Origin of the sequence: Martelella radicis (assembly GCF_014196625.1) — a bacterium.
In the GTDB taxonomy this organism is placed as follows: domain Bacteria; phylum Pseudomonadota; class Alphaproteobacteria; order Rhizobiales; family Rhizobiaceae; genus Martelella; species Martelella radicis.
This window is the reverse complement of record NZ_JACIDZ010000012.1, coordinates 1-15930: the sequence shown is the minus strand read 5'-3', so window position 1 is coordinate 15930 and position 15930 is coordinate 1. Positions and strand designations below refer to the sequence as shown.

General features: G+C 61.3%; 19 protein-coding genes. 10 read left to right on the top strand and 9 right to left on the bottom strand.

The window, feature by feature from the left end:
• Nucleotides 1–16 precede the first annotated feature (16 nt).
• The 3 genes from GGR30_RS16490 (at nt 17) to GGR30_RS16480 (ending at nt 3141) form a co-directional block, all read left to right on the top strand.
• Nucleotides 17–1297 carry an ABC transporter substrate-binding protein gene (locus tag GGR30_RS16490; protein ID WP_183488353.1) on the top strand — a complete coding sequence of 427 codons (1281 nt, stop codon included), beginning with the start codon at nt 17–19 and terminating at the stop codon, nt 1295–1297.
• A 135-nt stretch (nt 1298–1432) separates the two neighbouring features.
• The gene (locus GGR30_RS16485) at nt 1433–2326 is read left to right on the top strand and encodes a carbohydrate ABC transporter permease (protein ID WP_183488663.1); all 894 of its coding nucleotides are present in this window, start codon (nt 1433–1435) and stop codon (nt 2324–2326) included.
• A complete protein-coding gene (locus tag GGR30_RS16480) occupies nt 2323–3141 on the top strand; it encodes a carbohydrate ABC transporter permease (RefSeq protein WP_183488351.1) in 819 nt (272 codons plus the stop codon). Before GGR30_RS16485 ends, GGR30_RS16480 begins: the two co-directional genes overlap by 4 nt.
• Nucleotides 3142–3451: 310 nt before the next feature.
• Here the strand turns inward: GGR30_RS16480 and fba are convergent, their stop codons facing one another.
• Entirely contained in the window at nt 3452–4516 is a 1065-nt protein-coding gene (gene fba / locus GGR30_RS16475) for a class II fructose-bisphosphate aldolase (protein ID WP_183488349.1), read from the bottom strand.
• A gap of 247 nt (nt 4517–4763) precedes the next feature.
• Here fba and GGR30_RS16470 point away from each other — a divergent pair, with 247 nt between their 5' ends.
• Genes GGR30_RS16470 through GGR30_RS16460 form a run of 3 tightly spaced genes read left to right on the top strand, consistent with a single transcriptional unit; the run spans nt 4764 to nt 6339 of the window.
• The gene (locus GGR30_RS16470) at nt 4764–5528 is read left to right on the top strand and encodes a DeoR/GlpR family DNA-binding transcription regulator (protein WP_183488347.1); all 765 of its coding nucleotides are present in this window, start codon (nt 4764–4766) and stop codon (nt 5526–5528) included.
• A gap of 46 nt (nt 5529–5574) precedes the next feature.
• On the top strand, nt 5575–5967 hold the full coding sequence (locus GGR30_RS16465) for a group II truncated hemoglobin (protein WP_183488345.1): 393 nt from the start codon (nt 5575–5577) through the stop codon (nt 5965–5967).
• A 3-nt stretch (nt 5968–5970) separates the two neighbouring features.
• Nucleotides 5971–6339 (top strand): DUF423 domain-containing protein, encoded by a 369-nt coding sequence (locus GGR30_RS16460; RefSeq protein WP_183488343.1) that lies wholly within the window; start codon nt 5971–5973, stop codon nt 6337–6339.
• A 10-nt stretch (nt 6340–6349) separates the two neighbouring features.
• Here GGR30_RS16460 and GGR30_RS16455 read toward each other — a convergent pair whose 3' ends face one another.
• From GGR30_RS16455 to GGR30_RS16445, 3 genes are all read right to left on the bottom strand, one after another.
• Nucleotides 6350–6721, bottom strand: coding sequence for a bleomycin resistance protein (locus GGR30_RS16455; RefSeq protein ID WP_183488341.1), 372 nt, complete (start codon nt 6719–6721; stop codon nt 6350–6352).
• The gene (hmuQ, locus tag GGR30_RS16450) at nt 6722–7036 is read right to left on the bottom strand and encodes a heme-degrading protein HmuQ (RefSeq protein WP_183488339.1); all 315 of its coding nucleotides are present in this window, start codon (nt 7034–7036) and stop codon (nt 6722–6724) included.
• Between the two features lie 241 nt (nt 7037–7277).
• On the bottom strand, nt 7278–7679 hold the full coding sequence (locus GGR30_RS16445) for a DUF2325 domain-containing protein (RefSeq protein WP_183488337.1): 402 nt from the start codon (nt 7677–7679) through the stop codon (nt 7278–7280).
• A 210-nt stretch (nt 7680–7889) separates the two neighbouring features.
• On the opposite strand from GGR30_RS16445, the gene GGR30_RS16440 reads away from it, so the two are divergent.
• Nucleotides 7890–8252: a SpoIIAA family protein gene (locus GGR30_RS16440; RefSeq protein WP_183488335.1), complete on the top strand. Its 363-nt coding sequence runs from the start codon at nt 7890–7892 to the stop codon at nt 8250–8252.
• Between the two features lie 159 nt (nt 8253–8411).
• The gene (locus tag GGR30_RS16435; protein ID WP_183488332.1) at nt 8412–8771 is read left to right on the top strand and encodes a SpoIIAA family protein; all 360 of its coding nucleotides are present in this window, start codon (nt 8412–8414) and stop codon (nt 8769–8771) included.
• 15 nt (nt 8772–8786) lie between these two features.
• Here the strand turns inward: GGR30_RS16435 and GGR30_RS16430 are convergent, their stop codons facing one another.
• From GGR30_RS16430 to GGR30_RS16410, 5 genes are all read right to left on the bottom strand, one after another.
• Entirely contained in the window at nt 8787–9563 is a 777-nt protein-coding gene (locus GGR30_RS16430) for an extensin-like domain-containing protein (RefSeq protein ID WP_183488660.1), read from the bottom strand.
• Nucleotides 9564–9704: 141 nt separating this feature from the next.
• Nucleotides 9705–11102 carry an NAD(P)(+) transhydrogenase (Re/Si-specific) subunit beta gene (locus GGR30_RS16425; protein WP_183488330.1) on the bottom strand — a complete coding sequence of 466 codons (1398 nt, stop codon included), beginning with the start codon at nt 11100–11102 and terminating at the stop codon, nt 9705–9707.
• Nucleotides 11103–11114: 12 nt separating this feature from the next.
• A complete protein-coding gene (locus GGR30_RS16420) occupies nt 11115–11489 on the bottom strand; it encodes a proton-translocating transhydrogenase family protein (protein WP_425488364.1) in 375 nt (124 codons plus the stop codon).
• A gap of 38 nt (nt 11490–11527) precedes the next feature.
• The gene (locus tag GGR30_RS16415) at nt 11528–12679 is read right to left on the bottom strand and encodes a Re/Si-specific NAD(P)(+) transhydrogenase subunit alpha (protein ID WP_183488326.1); all 1152 of its coding nucleotides are present in this window, start codon (nt 12677–12679) and stop codon (nt 11528–11530) included.
• 98 nt (nt 12680–12777) lie between these two features.
• The gene (locus tag GGR30_RS16410) at nt 12778–13002 is read right to left on the bottom strand and encodes an aa3-type cytochrome c oxidase subunit IV (protein WP_183488324.1); all 225 of its coding nucleotides are present in this window, start codon (nt 13000–13002) and stop codon (nt 12778–12780) included.
• A gap of 286 nt (nt 13003–13288) precedes the next feature.
• Between GGR30_RS16410 and GGR30_RS16405 the strand changes: the two genes are divergently transcribed.
• Together GGR30_RS16405 and GGR30_RS16400 are read left to right on the top strand one after the other, a co-directional pair.
• Nucleotides 13289–13867, top strand: a complete 579-nt coding sequence (locus tag GGR30_RS16405) for a TRAP transporter small permease subunit (RefSeq protein ID WP_246413977.1) — start codon at nt 13289–13291, stop codon at nt 13865–13867.
• Nucleotides 13860–15635, top strand: coding sequence for a TRAP transporter large permease (locus GGR30_RS16400; RefSeq protein WP_183488322.1), 1776 nt, complete (start codon nt 13860–13862; stop codon nt 15633–15635). Before GGR30_RS16405 ends, GGR30_RS16400 begins: the two co-directional genes overlap by 8 nt.
• Nucleotides 15636–15930 lie beyond the last annotated feature (295 nt).

The following is a 15930-nucleotide window of genomic DNA, read 5'->3' as shown; positions in this document are numbered from 1 at the left end:
TATAAAGGGGAACAGTATGAAAAACGCAGACGCCGCAAAACTCGCGACGGCAGGGCTTCTCGCCTGCCTGATGGGCTCGACCGCCCTTGCGCAGGACAAGCCCTTTTCGGGTATCACACTCACCATCGCCTCGCAGAATGACCAGTTCGCGCCGGTGATCGCCGAGTTGGCGCCGAAATTCGAAGAAGAGACCGGTGCCACCGTCAAGGTCGACATCCTCGATTACGGCTCGCTTCTGACCAAGACCACCGCCGATTATATCGGCGATACCGAGGGCTACGACCTCGTCACCATGGACATCGTCTGGGCCGGCGAATATGCCGAGAACGGCTATTCGGTCGAGCTTTCCGAACTGATCGAACGCGACGCCGACGAGATCGATGTCGATGACATCTACCCCAATTTGATGATGGGTCTCGGCAATTACGAAGGCCAGCAGGTCGCCTTCCCCTTCGCCGGTTATGCCAATGTGCTGGCCTATAACAAGACCCGGCTGGATGCAGCGGGGCTCGAAGCGCCGACGACGATGGAAGAATTCGTCGCCGCCGCCGAAAAGCTGACCGATCCCGACGCCGGTCTCTACGGCTTTGTCGCCAATGGCCAGAAGGGCCCGGCCAGCGCCCAGGACTGGATGCAATACAACAGCGAGATGGGCGGCTCGATCATGGGCGAGGACGGCATGCCGACGCTCAACTCCGATGCCAATGTGGAAAGCCTCAAGGTCTATCGCGATCTGTTCCGCGAGGCGGCCCCTCCCGGCGCTGCCGGCTATGACTGGGGCGGCCGCGAGGAAAGCTTCCGCCAGGGCGTCGCAGCCCTGATGCAGACCTGGTCGGTTGGCGCGCCGGGCTATTACAATCCGGAAATCTCCAAGGTCGTTGACGACGTCGCCATCACCACCGCGCCGCATTCGGGCGACATGGCGCCGAGCTACGGCATTGGCGGCTGGGGCATGGCGATCAACGCCGACGTCTCGCCGGAAGAGCAGGAAGCCGCCTGGGCCTTCATCAAATGGCTGACCAGCCCCGAGATCCACAAGGAATTCAACCTCATGGGCGCCGGAAGCTTCCTGCGCAAGAGCGAGATGACCGATCCGGACCTGATGGCGAAATTCCCGTTCCTGCCGGTGCTTGCCGAAACCTTCGAGAACGGCAATTATGATTATCGTCCGCGCATTCCGGAATATCCGCAGATCCAGGATTTCCTTGGCACGGCCGTCAACTCCGTCCTCGTCGGCGATGCCGATCCGAAGGAAGCGCTCGACGCCGCACAGGCGCAGGCCGAAGACCTGTTCTGATCGGATACCGCATTTCCCGGACCGCCTGTCGCAATGCCGGGCGGTCCGGCTCTCGCATGGATTATGAAATCGGAGAGACGCGCCGTGAGTGCGATCGCAGATCATCCGGGCATTGAACTTGTCGAACCCAGGGGCATGCCCTTCGCCACCCGGCGAAAGCTGTTTCTCGTCGTCATGGCCGTTCCCGTGGTCGCCTATGTTCTGGTCGTCGGCATATGGCCGCTGGCGCAGGGCATCTGGTACAGCCTTTACGACTACAATCTGATCCGCCCGCAGCGGACGAAATTCGCCGGGCTCGACAATTATGTCGAGATCATCACCGATCCGGTGAGCCGGCAGGCGCTGATCAACACCGCGATCTTCACCGTCGGCGCGGTGTTCTTTGAACTGCTGCTCGGCTTCATGCTGGCGCTGGCGCTGTGGCGCGATGACCGTTTCAACCGTTTCGCGCTGGCGTTGATCCTCATTCCCGTCACCATCACGCCTCTGGTTGTCGGCCTCATCTTCAAGGGACTGCTTGCCGCCGACTACGGCATGATCGGCTATTTTCTCGCCGAATGGGGGCTGACGGACCCGCGCGGCCTTCTTGCCGACCAGCACGCCGCGCTTGCGACCCTGATCTTCATCGATGTGTGGGAATGGACGCCGCTGGTGGCGCTGATCCTGCTCGCAGGCCTGAAGGCCCTGCCGTCCGACATCCTCGAAGCCGCCTCCGTCGACGGCGCGACGGGCCTGCAGAAGCTTAGGATCATCGTCATCCCGCTGATGCTGCCGGCGGTGCTGCTGGCGCTGATCCTGCGCACCGTCGATGCCTTCCGCGTGTTCGACACGGTCTATGTGGCAACCGGCGGCGGGCCGGGCAATGCCACCAACACGCTGATGCTGCACGCCGTGAAGCAGGGACTTGAATTCTTCAATATCGGCCGCGCCTCGGCGATTGCCAATCTGACGCTGCTGATCATCGCGGTGATTGCGGCGGGCTTCGTGATGATGATCCGCCACGCGGACAAGAAGGCGAACGGAAAATGACGGCAAAGCTCTGGTTTCAGGCGGGTCGCCGCGCCTTTCTCATCATCATGCTGGTGTTTTTCCTGGCGCCCTTCCTGTGGCTCGCGACCACGGCCTACAAGCCCTCCAGCGCGATCTTCTCGATCCCGCCGACCTTCGGCTTTTCGCCCACGCTCGACCAGTTCCGCACGATCTTCCGGCTGTTCGATGTCTGGAGCCTCTTGCGTTCGAGTGTGCTGATCGCCGCGGGCTCCGTGGTCCTGTCGCTGGCGCTTGGCGTTCCGGCAGGCTATGCGCTGGCGCGCTCGAAAAGCCGCTATGCCATGGGCATCGCCTATTTCCTGATGGCGATCCGGATGATCCCCTCGGTCGCGGCGCTCATTCCGTTTTATCTGATGATGCGCGATATCGGCCTGCTCGGAAGCTGGATGTCGGTGGTGCTGATCAACTCGATGCTGAATTCGGCCTTCGTCACATGGCTGATGTTTTCCTATTTTCGCGGGCTTCCTCCGGAGCTGGAAGAGGCGGCGCTGACCGATGGCTGCAGCCAGTTCGGCGCCTTTTTCAAGGTGGCGCTGCCCGCCGTTCGCGCCGGCATCATCGCCTGCGTCCTGTTCTGCCTGATGTTTTCCTGGAATGACTTCCTCTACCCGATGTTCCTGACCCGGCTGGAATCAAAGCCGCTCTCGGTCGCGCTTCTGTCCGCCTATGGCACCAAGGACATCACCTGGGGCACGCTCGGCGCGCTGGCGCATTTCTCCACCATCCCGATCGTGGTCGTGATCCTGTTTTTGAACCGCTATTTCGTGCAGGGACTGACCAAGGGGATCCACTGAGGGCCGGTTTTTCGATGGCGAGACCTGGAAGCGGCAAAGGCTGTTGCAAAGGGCGGCGGCGTCAGGCTGCTGACAGACTGCGCCTCACCCTCATCCGTCATGCCGGCCTTGAGCCGGCATCCAGGGCCAAATAATGAGGACCATCGCGCTTAAGGCACTGTGGCAAATGGTGTTTTTGTGGCCCTGGACCCCGGCTCAAGGCCGGGGTGACGGAGAATTGGGAGCAGGCGCTTGCATCTGAAACATGCTTTGTCAACAAACTGAAGCCGCCGCCAAAGGCGGCGACTTGTTGGCAGTCTTCGACCTCTGATCAGCCGATCTTCGGCGCCAGCGAGCCGTCGGCGTAGCGCTTGGCCATGTCCGACAGCGGGATCGGCTTGATCTTTTCCGCGTGACCGGCCGTGCCGAATGCCTCGAAACGCTCGATGCAAAGCTTGGTCATCGCTTCCATGGCGGGTTTGAGATATTTGCGCGGGTCGAACTCCGACGGGTTTTCGGCAAAGACCTTGCGGATCGCGCCGGTCATGGCCATGCGGTTGTCGGTGTCGATATTGACCTTGCGAACGCCGTGCTTGATGCCGCGCTGGATCTCCTCCACCGGCACGCCCCAGGTCGGCTTCATCTCGCCGCCATACTTGTTGATGATCTCCTGCAGATCCTCCGGCACCGAGGACGAGCCGTGCATGACGAGATGCGTATCCGGCAGGCGGCGGTGGATCTCCTCGATCACGTTCATCGCCAGCACTTCGCCATCCGGCTTGCGGGTGAACTTGTAGGCGCCGTGGCTGGTGCCCATGGCAACGGCGAGTGCGTCGACCTGCGTATCCTTGACGAACTGGACGGCCTGGTCCGGATCGGTCAGAAGCTGGTCGTGGTCGAGCTTGCCCTCGAAGCCGTGGCCGTCTTCTTTCTCGCCCTCGCCCGTTTCCAGCGAACCGAGAACGCCGATTTCGCCCTCGACCGAAACGCCGGCCCAATGCGAGAAGTCGCACACACGCTTCGTCACGCCGGCGTTGTAGTCGTAATCGGCCGGGGTCTTGCCGTCGGCCTTCAACGAACCATCCATCATCACCGAGGTGAAGCCGTACTGGATCGCGGTCATGCAGGTCGGCTCGGAATTGCCGTGGTCGAGATGCATGACGAGGGGAATGTCGGGATAGAGTTCGGCCAGCCCGTCGATCAGCTTCGCCAGGATCAGGTCATTGGCGTAAGCGCGCGCGCCGCGGCTTGCCTGGATGATCACCGGCGAGGAGGTCTTCTGGGCGGCCGCCATGATCGCCAGCCCCTGCTCCATATTGTTGATATTGTAGGCGGGCACGCCATAGCCGTATTCGGCGGCGTGATCGAGCAATTGCCTCAAGGTAACCCGGGCCATAACAAATTCTCCTGTTGCCTGACCAACGCCATAGCCGACGCAGGTTCGAATGTGATTGCCAAGCGTCAAGCCGCTTCAGCGGCACAAGGCTTTATTGTGGGAGAATGATAATGCGGGAATACGAAATCACAAGATTATTTTATAATTATCATATTATATGTTATTTTAATCGTTTCTATATGTGATATATACCGCCATACTTGGTGTTATATCAAAATGGCGACAACATCCGGCTGAGGAGAAGATTTTGAAAGCGGACGAAAGACGCGCGGCGATGATGGCGCTGCTGATGGAACGCGGCGCTGCAAGCGTGGAGGAATTGAGCCAGCGCTTCCGCATCTCGAAGATGACGGTGCATCGTGATCTCGATGAACTGGAGGCCTCAGGCCAACTGCGCAAGGTGCGCGGCGGAGCTTCGGTTCAGTCCTCGGCGATGTTCCAGGCCGATTTCCGCTATCGCCAGAAGATCGCGGCCGGCGAGAAGGCTCGCATCGCTGCGGCAGCCGCCGCATTCATCGAGCCGGGCATGACGCTGATGATCGACGATTCCTCGACAGCGGCGAACCTCGCGACGCATCTGCCGCAGCGCCTGCCGTTGACTGTGATATCTAACAATCTGAGTGTTATTTCGGAACTCGCCGGCGTGGCGGGCATCGAACTGATGGCGCTCGGAGGCCAGTACAGCCGCAAGTTCAACGGCTTCTTCGGGCTTTTGACCGAAGACGCGTTGCGCGGTTTGCGCGCCGATATCAGCTTCATCTCGGCCTCGGCGATCTATGAGGGCGAGGCCTTTCACCAGGATCCGGAAGTGGTCCAGACCAAGCGGCTGATCGTCAAGGGCGCGGAACGCCGCGTGCTTCTGGCCGACCATACGAAGTTCGGTCGCCCCGGCCTGCACTTCCTCACCGGCCTCGAGACTTTCTCCGCCGTGCTGACGGGCGACGAGCTGGACGAGGCTCAACGCGCGGTGCTGACCGAAAAAGGGGTCTCGCTGCATTGCATCGCCGCCTGAAATGGTTACATCAGGGCTCACACGCAATGAGCCGGCCGGACGAACGATGGACGCGAAAGAAACGATCAGCCTCTATGAGGCCATTGGCGGGGCCGACACGGTCGAGCGCCTGACGCACCGCTTCTACGAACTGATGGACACGCTCCCGGAAGCCGCCCATTGCCGGGCGATCCCCCCGGAGGATCTTTCGGGGTCGGAGGCAAAGTTCCGCGACTATCTGACAGGCTATCTCGGCGGACCGCCGGTCTACGTGGAAAAACACGGCCATCCCCGGCTTCGCATGCGCCACATGCCAGCACCGATCGGACCGGAGGAGCGCGACGAGTGGCTGTTGTGCTTTCGCCGCGCGCTGGAAGAGACCGTGCCCGACATGAAGCTGAGGGCAATCATCCTGCCGCCGGTGGAAAAGCTCGCCTATCACATGCAAAACAAGGCCTGATCCATGACCGCCCTGACGCTCCCCGCCCGGATATTGCTGTTCTTCGCCGGCCTCACGGGGGCCGCAGGCATCATGCTCGCGGCAGCCTCCTATCACGGCGACAGCGCGGTGCTGCTTTCCGCAGCCCTCGTCTGCCTTGCCAACGGACCGGCGCTGATCGGCCTTGCCCTGCTTTCCATGCGCACGGCAGCCGCTCTTGCCGCTGGTATTCTGATGATTTTCGGAACGGTGATGTTTGCCGGAGACCTCGTGGCGCGCGCCTATCTGGGTTTCGGCTTCTTCCCCATGGCCGCCCCCATCGGCGGCACCTCGGTGATTGCAAGCTGGCTGCTGGTCGCCCTTGCCGCCCTGATGCCCGCGCGCAAGGGCTGAAGCCCGAAGGTTATTCCGCTTCCTCGCCCGGAATGCGCCCGAACCGCAGCAGATTGCCGTGCGGATCGTAAACGTAGAATTCCTTCATGTTCCATTCGCGCACCTCGAAGCCGCGCTCATGCACGATGCCGCGCATCGAGAACTCGGCGTGAAGCGCATCAATCCCGCCGCCGCGGATATAGATCGAGGTGTTCTCGCAAAGCCCGCGGTCGTCCGTCAGCCAGAAATGCAGTTCGATGCCAGGCCGCCTGAGGATGAGATAGGTCCCATCCTCGTGCACGACTTCGGAGAGGCCGAGTTTTTCCGTGTAGAATGCCTTGGTCTCGGCGAGATCGAGCGACGGCAGGACCGGCAATACGGCAATGTCGGCAGGATCGGCCATTCAGGCTCCCTCAACGCTGTTGAACCCTTCGAATTCCGGATGGCCCAGATAATTCACCTTGCGCTCGCCGGCGTTCTTGTGGGCATCACGGAACTGCTCGGATTTCGTCCACGCCGTGAACGCCTCCTCATTCTCCCACAGGGTGTGGGAAGCATAAAGCGTGTAGCCCTCATCCTCAAACGTCTTGCCCTTGAGGAGATGGAAGGAGATGAAACCCGGGAGCTCGGAAAGACGCGAATCGCGCCCTTTCCATACGGCTTCGAATTCATCCTCGGATCCGATGGCAATCTTGAAGCGGTTCATCGCGACATACATGGGGCACCTCAGGCGGTTTGTCTTGCAGATAGCATGTGGTTGCGCCGGCGGGCGAGGTCAATCACCTCGGCCGGGCTTTTGCCGCCGGGCGGCGGTCTTCTGGCTTTTCGCGGGGCAAAGGGAAGGATGGCGGCGGCGCCCGGTTTCGCCAGGCTTGCGCCTTTGATCGTGACACAACCGCAGCCTCGCCACGGGTGCAGCCCGATCAGGCCGACCGCCCGACCATCAAGAACGCCGCTGATCACGAATTGCGCTCGCTCATGGTCTGAAGCGCCCGCTCCAGCGAGGATTTGGAGCCGTTGCGCAGCGGAATGAAGGCCTTCTTGAACTTCTTGCAGCCGCTTTTGACGCGCACGCAGGCATCATGGCTGATACAGTCGATCGGACAGAAGACACAGTCGACCGAGGGCAGCACCCTGTCGATGCGCGAGACCGCCTCGCGAAGCCCGCCGTCATGATGGATCAGTTCGGCGCCGAAATCGTCCGCCACCGCGCGTAAATGGGCAACCTGGCAGTCCCGCCCACCGACATAAAGGAAACTGCGACCATTGAGCCCCTCAGGCGCATCGGCGACGAGCGCAACGTCGCTGTTATAGGCATTCGACTGGCTCTTGCCGGCCTTCCGCTTGTTTTTCTTCGCCATTTTCGTCCTCCCGGCGCTTGCCGTTTTGATGATGACAGGAGGACACTATAAAACATGACAAAAAAGGTAAAGTATAAATATGACTATCACACTCATGTTTTATCGCGCGACGTTTGGCAGGCCGAAGCTCCCCGCACGCATTGATCAAACTTCTTTCACTGGCCTTGCCGCGCCGGGCGCGTTAAAACAAACGCAAAATGGAGGCCTTATATGCTCGAGAAGATCGAAGACCTGCCGGAAAATATCATCGGCTTCACCGTCCACAATGCGCTGAGCGCCAATGACTACCAGAATGTGTTGCTGCCCGCGCTGGAGGAACAAAGTTCCACCGAAGGTGGCCTGCGGCTGCTTCTGGTGACCGCAACGGACTTCGCAGGCTCCGATATCGGCTCTGCAGGCGGCGGCCAGCCCTTCCGCCGGTCGGAACCACTGAACTTCAAGAGCATCGCCATCGTCAGCAACAATCGCGGCTTCACCCAGGCCGTGCAGATGTTCGGCATGCTGTTTCACGCGGACGTGAAGGTGTTCGAGCCCGAACAGCAGGACGCTGCCGTCACCTGGCTTGAACAATAGGCGCGGACGCCTCTTGGAGCGCCGTGCGTCCGTTCGGACGCACAAAGGACGCCCTAATATATTGAATCGACGGGTCGATCCGGATTGAAGCAAGCCGCGACGGCGTTATTTCGCCACAAAATTGCGTTTGTGTCGCGTCTTTCAATCCGGAGACGTGCCATGATCAGAATGATGAACGACCTGCCCGCAAATATCGTCGGCTGGACCATGAGCGGCAAGGTCACGGCCGAGGACTATGAGACAATCCTCATCCCGGCGCTGGAAAGCCGCCTTGGCAAGGGCAAGATCCGCTGTCTGATCGCCACGAGCGATGATCTTGAGGGCGTCGAGGCGAGGGCGATGTGGGATGACACCAAGTTCGGCCTTGGCCATTTCTTCGATTTCGAGCGGATCGCCTTCGTCACCGGCGATCACGCTCTGGCGCGCATCGCCCACATGTTCGGCGTGCTGATACCGGCCAAGGTGAAGCTGTTTCAGCCCGAAGCCATCGACGAGGCAAGACGCTGGGTCGCAGCGTAAGCCCGCAGCAAAACATCACCGGCAGTAGCGATAGCCCCGGCTGCGCTCGATGACGTCGAGATGCATATGGTCCTGATGGGTCGCATCACTGCCGGGCGAGAGCACCGTCGAGAAGAACAGGCATGCAGACGCGCTTGCCGTGCGCTGGAAGGCGCCGGTGAAGCTGCCATCCTCCTTGCGCGGCACCATGTCGATGGTCTTGCCGTTGGAGAAGGTCAACGAGCGGATATCGACGGCATTGCCCTTGGCATGTTCGGAAATCTTGCCGTCGGAGCGACTGTTGCGGTTGCGGCAGACATAGGTGGAGGCCTGACGCACTTCCGTCAGCTTCGTACCGGCGCCGAACGCAATCTCGGCGGACGGCCCGACATAGGATGACAGCCAATTGGCGAGCGAGAGCGCCGTCTTGCAGCGCATCGTGCCGGCCGGCTCGAGCGGCACGCCTTCAAGCGCCCTGGTGACCTTGATCGGCCGCCCCACCCCGCACTGGCCGGGATCATCGATCGTCTCCAGAACCTCGTATTCGACGCCAAGCGCCGTCAGGGCCGCCGTGCAGCGGGCGAATTCGCCTGCCTCCTCCATCGGTGGAGCCGGATCCTCGGGCGCGGCCTGTTCCGTCACCTCTTCGTCCGTTGCCGTCGCCGCGGGCTCCGCTGCCTCACTCTGCGCTTCAGTCGCAAGATCGTCCGGTCGCTGTTCCGGCACAGGCGGATTGTCGGGCATATCCATGCTCATCGTCGCAAGACCCGCGACAATGAGAAACGGATACACAAAGAGCGGGCGGACAAGCATCACGGCAGTTTCCTCATGATCAATCGTCTGAGTTGAACGCCGGAGCGCATGGGGAGGTTCCGTGGGCTTCGGGGCGCCCGCGAAAACGAAAACGCCCCGGACTTCTGCAAGACCGGGGCGTCGGAACGCAGTTTGGACCGATCAGTCCATCGCCTTGACGATGTCCTCGGTCATCTTCTTGGCGTCGCCGAGCAGCATCATCGTGCCGTCCTTGTAGAACAGCTCGTTGTCGATACCGGCATAGCCGGAGCCGAGCGAGCGCTTGACGAACAGGCAGGTCTTGGCCTTGTCAACGTCGAGGATCGGCATGCCGTAGATCGGCGAGGTCTTGTCGTCGCGGGCGGCCGGGTTGGTGACATCGTTCGCGCCGATCACATAGGCCACATCGGCCTGGGCGAATTCGGAGTTGATGTCTTCCAGCTCGAACACCTCGTCATAGGGGACATTGGCTTCGGCGAGCAGCACATTCATATGGCCCGGCATGCGGCCGGCAACCGGATGAATGGCGTATTTGACCTCGACGCCCTTCTCCTTCAGCAGATCGGCCAGTTCCCTGAGCGCGTGCTGGGCCTGGGCGACCGCCATGCCGTAGCCAGGCACGATGATCACCTTGGAGGCGTTTTCCATCAGGAAGGCGGCATCGTCGGCGGAGCCGGTCTTCACATTGCGCTCGACCTGGTCGCCGCCGCCCGAAGATGCCGTCTCGCCGCCAAAGCCGCCGAGAATGACCGAGATGAACGAGCGATTCATGCCCTTGCACATAATGTAGGACAGGATCGCACCCGACGACCCCACAAGCGCCCCGGTCACGATCAGCGCCATGTTGCCGAGCGTGAAGCCGATGCCGGCAGCCGCCCAACCCGAATAGGAATTCAGCATCGAGACCACGACCGGCATGTCTGCGCCGCCGATCGGGACGATGATGAGAACGCCGAGTACGAGAGCTATGATGACGATCAGCCAGAAATGAATCGGGCTCGCCGTTGCCGAAAGCGACACCACGAAGACCACGAGAGCCACGAGAAGCGCGATATTGATCGCGTGACGGCCGGGCAGCATGATCGGCTTGCCGGACATGCGACCATCGAGTTTCAGGAAGGCGATGATCGACCCGGTGAAAGTGATCGCGCCGATAGCCGCGCCGATGGCAAGCTCGATCAGGGCGCGCAGATGAATGTCATCCGGCACGCCGATATTGAAGCTTTCCGGCGAATAGAGCGCGGCGGCAGCCACCAGAACGGCCGCCAGGCCGACGAGCGAGTGGAAGCCCGCCACCAGCTGCGGCATCGCCGTCATCGGAATGGTGCGGGCGATATAGGCGCCGATGCCGCCGCCGATCGCCAGGGCCAGCACGATGAAGACCAGCGCCGAAAAACCGGGCTGCGCCAGAAGCAGGGTCGTGCCGATGGCGATCGCCATACCGACCATGCCGTAGATATTGCCCTTGCGGCTGGTCGAGGGATGCGACAGGCCGCGCAGCGCGAGAATGAAGAGAACCGCTGATACGAGGAACAGCAAGGCTGCGAAATTGACTGACATGTTCGAACCGCCTTACTTTTCCTTTTTCTTGTACATCGCCAGCATGCGCTGGGTGACAAGAAATCCGCCGAAGATATTGATAGCGACGAGAATGAGCGCTACGAAGCCGAAGCCGGTTGCAAGACCGCTCGCTGAAAGGCCGACGGCCAGGAGCGCGCCGACGACAATGACCGAGGAAATGGCGTTGGTAACGGCCATCAGCGGCGTGTGCAGCGCGGGCGTGACCGACCAGACGACGTAATAGCCGACAAAGACGGCGAGCACGAAGATCGCCAGCTGGAAGACGAAGGGATCGATCGCGCCGCCCGTTGCCCCGTGGGCAAGGGCTGCCAGCGAGCCGTCCTCGAAATTGCCGAGCGCGGTCTTGGCCTGCTCCAGCGAGGTCATGGCCTCGTTGATGGAGTTGGTGACATCTTCAAAAGCCATCAGGCCTCTCCCCCGGCGGCAGCGCCGCCGAATTTCGGATGAACGACCGCGCCTTCATGCGTCAGAAGCGTGGCGGCGACGAGTTCGTCCTCCCGGTTGATGTTGATTGCGCCGCTCTCCTTGTCGACCAGCGTCTGGAAGAAGGTGAGCAGGTTCTTGGCATAGAGCAGCGATGCGGAGGCCGCGATCCGGCCCGGCAGGTTGACGTAGCCGATGACCGAAACCCCTTCGACGGTGGCGACCTTGCCCGCTTCCGCGCCCTCGATATTGCCGCCGCGCTCGACAGCGAGATCGACGGCGACCGAACCGAGCTTCATCGCCGACAGCATCTCACGGGTGACGAGCCGCGGCGCGGGACGACCCGGGATCAGCGCGGTGGTGATGACGACATCCTGCTTGGCGATGTGGGCGGCCACCAGTTCAGCCTGCTTGGCCTTGTATTCGTCCGACATTTCCTTGGCGTAGCCGCCGGCGGTCTCGGCCGCCTTGAACTCGTCATCCTCGACGGCGATGAACTTCGCGCCGAGCGAGGCGACCTGTTCCTTGGCCGCGGGACGGACGTCGGTCGCCGAGACCACGGCGCCAAGCCGGCGCGCGGTCGCGATGGCCTGAAGCCCGGCGACGCCGGCGCCCATGACGAAGACGCGCGCGGCAGGAACGGTGCCCGCCGCCGTCATCATCATCGGCATGGCGCGGTCGAACACGGCCGCCGCCTCGATGACCGCCTGGTATCCGGCAAGGTTCGCCTGCGAGGACAGGACGTCCATCGACTGGGCGCGGGTAATGCGCGGCATCAGTTCCATGGCAATGGTCGAGATCCCCTTCCCGGCCATGGCGGCAAGCGCCTCCTCATTGCCGTAGGGGTCCATCATCGCAATGACGATCGCGCCGCTCTTGTAGGCTTCATACTCGTGGGGTTCCGGCCGACGGACCTTGAAGACCACGTCGGCATTGGCGGCGGCATCGAGGCCCGCGATTTCAGCGCCGGCATCCCTGAAGGCATCGTCATCGATCCCCGAGGCAAAGCCTGCGCCGGTCTCTATAACGATATCAAGGCCAAGCGCTTTCAGTTTTTTCACTGTGTCGGGCGAGGCCGCCACCCGCGTTTCCGCGAAGGCCGTCTCTTTCGGCACAAATAATGTCTTGCTCAAGCTTGTCTCCCAAAGACAGATCGAAACGCGCGACAGAGGTCCGCAGCAATGCGTCTGTCATGCCGCGTTTCAAGGAAAAGATACGTCCGGACGGACGCTCAGCGAAGAATATAAAGACCGATCGCGCTGATGAGAATGAAAATGATCAAGCTGCTGATAAATCCGAACGGACCGACAAGCCCTGCGGCCATGGCCACCAGAAGCGCCCCGATGATGACCGTGCCGTATTTGGCGCCGTTCAGGAAAAGCTTGTAGGTGTTCGCGTGCTCCGCATAGTCCATCTCGTCCGCGGGCTTCGTGGCGCCCGTATCAACATTCTGCATCAATCCCTCCTGTCAGTCCGGCGTTGCCGGCCTCCGGCACCAGCCATTTTCCGGACATATGTCCCGATCCTTTTTCCGATTACCACATCTGGCGCGCTGCGGGCAACAATGCGGCGGCATCCTGGCGGAGGCGAAACGCGCCGAAAAGAAATTCATTTCCGTCCGACCGGCCGGAACCGACGGAAAAATACAAAATGAGGGCCGTTTTCATCCCATATTGTACCAAAGGCATGTTGCGTGACCTTGACAACTTCCACTATGGAGGTCGGACGGTTTGGAGGCCCCAATGAAACCACTGATAACAATAAGCCGTACGATCGACAGGCTGAATGAATTCATCGGACATTCGGTGTCCTGGCTGCTCCTTGTGGCAGTCCTCGTCAGCGCCGGCAATGCGGTGAGCCGAAAGCTCTTCTCGCTTTCGTCCAACGCCATGCTGGAACTGCAATGGTATCTCTACGGCGCCGTCTTCATGCTGGCGGCCGCCTATGCGCTCTTGAAGAACGAGCATATCCGTATCGACATTCTGTCCTCATCGTGGAGCAAACGCACCCGCGACTGGATCGACCTGGTGCTGCATATCATCTTCCTCGTGCCCTTTGCCGGGATGATGATCTATCTGGCCTGGCCATGGTTCTGGCGCTCCTTTGCAAGCGGCGAGCATTCGACCAATGCCGGCGGGCTGATCCTCTGGCCGGCGAAATCCTTCATTCTGATCGGCTTCATCCTGCTCCTGCTGCAGGCCTTTTCGGAAATCATCAAGCGCGCGGCCGTTCTCTCCGGACATCTCAAGGAAGACGATGCGCTTTATTCGGACGCCGGCAATGCCGCCCACATGATGACCGAGGACATGCCGAATGATTAATCTGATCGCGCATAACCTCGCCCCCATCATGTTCATCACCGTGATGGCGATGCTGCTGCTGGGCTATCCCGTCGCCTTCACGCTCGCCGCCGGCGGGCTCGCCTTTTTCGTGCTCGGCGTCGAGTTTTCCTCGATCTCGCCCGAGATCACCCTGTTCTGGCCGCTGCTGCAATCCCACCCCGACCGCTTCTTCGGCGGCATCATGTCGAACGAGACGCTGCTGGCGGTGCCATTCTTCACCTTCATGGGGATCATCCTCGAGCGCTCGCGCATGGCCGAGGACCTGCTGGACACGATCGGCCAGCTGTTCGGCCCCGTGCGCGGCGGCGTTGCCTATGCCGTGGTGCTTGTCGGCGCGCTTCTTGGCGCCACCACCGGCGTCGTTGCCGCCTCGGTGATGGCCATGGGCCTGATCTCGCTGCCGGTCATGCTGCGCTACAGTTACGACCGCTCCTTTGCCACCGGCACGATCGCCGCGTCCGGCACGCTGGCGCAGATCGTCCCGCCCTCTCTCGTGCTGATCGTCATGGCCGACCAGCTCGGCCGCTCGGTCGGCGACATGTATGTCGGCGCGCTCTATCCCTCGCTGATGGTGATTGCCGCCTACTGCCTCTACGTCTTCATCGTCACGATGGTCCGCCCCAAGGCGGCACCCGCCATGCCGGCGGCCGCACGCACGCTTGGCAGCGGCGTCATCTCGCTCTTCGTCATGATCGCGGTTGCCGTCGCGCTCTATTTCCTCGGCTATCATGTCCTGTTCACCGGGCTCGGCGATGCCTGGCGGCTTGTCGCGGCCATGGTCTTCGGCGTCGTCATCGTCTATCTGGTGGCAATTGCCAACGACCGGATGAAGCTCAATCTCCTGTCGCGGCTCAGCCAGCAGGTGATCATTGTCCTGGTTCCGCCGCTGGCGCTGATCTTTCTCGTGCTCGGCACGATCTTCCTCGGTATCGCGACGCCGACGGAAGGCGGCGCCATGGGCGCCACCGGCGCACTCATCCTGGCGCTCGCAAAGGGCCGGCTCGACCTGAAGTCGCTGAAGAACGCCCTCGACAGCACGACCAAGCTTTCCGCCTTCGTGATGATGATCCTGATGGGCGCGCGCGTCTTCAGCCTCACCTTCTACGGCATCAACGGCAATGTCTGGATCGAGGAACTGCTGACGGGCCTGCCGGGCGGCGAATACGGCTTCCTGATCGTCGTCACCATCATCGTCTTCATCCTCGGCTGCTTCCTCGATTTCTTCGAGATTGCCTTCATCATGGTGCCGCTTCTGGTGGCGCCGGCGCAGGCGCTGGGGATCGATCTGATCTGGTTCGGCATCATCCTGGGCCTTAACCTGCAGACCTCGTTCCTGACGCCGCCCTTCGGCTTCTCGCTGTTCTACCTGCGCTCGGTCACGCCGGCAGGCGAGTGGACGGACAAGGGCACGGGGCGGATCATGCAGGGCGTGCGCACGCTGCAGATCTACAAGGGCATCATCCCCTATATCGTGATCCAGTTCCTCGCCATCCTGGCGGTGATCTTCTTCCCGAAGCTCGTCACCCACTACAAGGACGAGGTCGTGACGGTTGATCCCGATTCGGTGACGATCGAGATGCCCTCCTTCGGCGGCAGCGTCGACGATCCGTTCAACCTCGATTTCGGCGGCGGAGACGGCGGTACGAGCGATCCCTTCGCGCTCCCCGACTTCGGCGACAATCCGGACGGCGGTTCGAACGGCGACGGCCTCAATCTCGATGATCCGCCGAGCCTGAATTTCAACTGAGGCGCTTACGCAAGCAGAACAAACGACACCCCGAAAGCGGTCGCTTTCGGGGTGTTGTCATTTTTCGGCGGATATTTGGACCGCAACGCTGCCAACGCCCCATCCCCGCACCGCCGTCATCCCGGCCTTGAGCCGGGATCCAGGGCCGCAGGACGAAGACTCAGCAATCAGCAACGCAGCCTGCGATGGCCTTGCCATACGGCCCTGGCAACTGTATTGTTTTGTACCTGTTCAGGCTGGTTTGTACATGGTCTGATCTCTTAGCATTGCGTTTGCAAGGGTTAGGATTTTTCGT

Excerpts from the sequence above, each read along its gene's own strand:
- GGR30_RS16465 (WP_183488345.1), top strand. The coding sequence starts at position 5,575 with ATGGACGCGAAAGAAACGATCAGCCTCTATGAGGCCATTGGCGGGGCC.
- GGR30_RS16460 (WP_183488343.1), top strand. The coding sequence starts at position 5,971 with ATGACCGCCCTGACGCTCCCCGCCCGGATATTGCTGTTCTTCGCCGGC.
- GGR30_RS16480 (WP_183488351.1), top strand. The coding sequence starts at position 2,323 with ATGACGGCAAAGCTCTGGTTTCAGGCGGGTCGCCGCGCCTTTCTCATC.
- GGR30_RS16410 (WP_183488324.1), bottom strand. The coding sequence starts at position 13,002 with ATGCAGAATGTTGATACGGGCGCCACGAAGCCCGCGGACGAGATGGAC.
- hmuQ (WP_183488339.1), bottom strand. The coding sequence starts at position 7,036 with ATGTATGTCGCGATGAACCGCTTCAAGATTGCCATCGGATCCGAGGAT.
- GGR30_RS16445 (WP_183488337.1), bottom strand. The coding sequence starts at position 7,679 with ATGGCGAAGAAAAACAAGCGGAAGGCCGGCAAGAGCCAGTCGAATGCC.
- GGR30_RS16435 (WP_183488332.1), top strand. The coding sequence starts at position 8,412 with ATGATCAGAATGATGAACGACCTGCCCGCAAATATCGTCGGCTGGACC.
- GGR30_RS16400 (WP_183488322.1), top strand. The coding sequence starts at position 13,860 with ATGATTAATCTGATCGCGCATAACCTCGCCCCCATCATGTTCATCACC.
- GGR30_RS16490 (WP_183488353.1), top strand. The coding sequence starts at position 17 with ATGAAAAACGCAGACGCCGCAAAACTCGCGACGGCAGGGCTTCTCGCC.
- GGR30_RS16425 (WP_183488330.1), bottom strand. The coding sequence starts at position 11,102 with ATGTCAGTCAATTTCGCAGCCTTGCTGTTCCTCGTATCAGCGGTTCTC.
- GGR30_RS16405 (WP_246413977.1), top strand. The coding sequence starts at position 13,289 with ATGAAACCACTGATAACAATAAGCCGTACGATCGACAGGCTGAATGAA.
- GGR30_RS16430 (WP_183488660.1), bottom strand. The coding sequence starts at position 9,563 with ATGCTTGTCCGCCCGCTCTTTGTGTATCCGTTTCTCATTGTCGCGGGT.
- GGR30_RS16455 (WP_183488341.1), bottom strand. The coding sequence starts at position 6,721 with ATGGCCGATCCTGCCGACATTGCCGTATTGCCGGTCCTGCCGTCGCTC.
- GGR30_RS16440 (WP_183488335.1), top strand. The coding sequence starts at position 7,890 with ATGCTCGAGAAGATCGAAGACCTGCCGGAAAATATCATCGGCTTCACC.
- fba (WP_183488349.1), bottom strand. The coding sequence starts at position 4,516 with ATGGCCCGGGTTACCTTGAGGCAATTGCTCGATCACGCCGCCGAATAC.
- GGR30_RS16420 (WP_425488364.1), bottom strand. The coding sequence starts at position 11,489 with ATGACCTCGCTGGAGCAGGCCAAGACCGCGCTCGGCAATTTCGAGGAC.
- GGR30_RS16485 (WP_183488663.1), top strand. The coding sequence starts at position 1,433 with ATGCCCTTCGCCACCCGGCGAAAGCTGTTTCTCGTCGTCATGGCCGTT.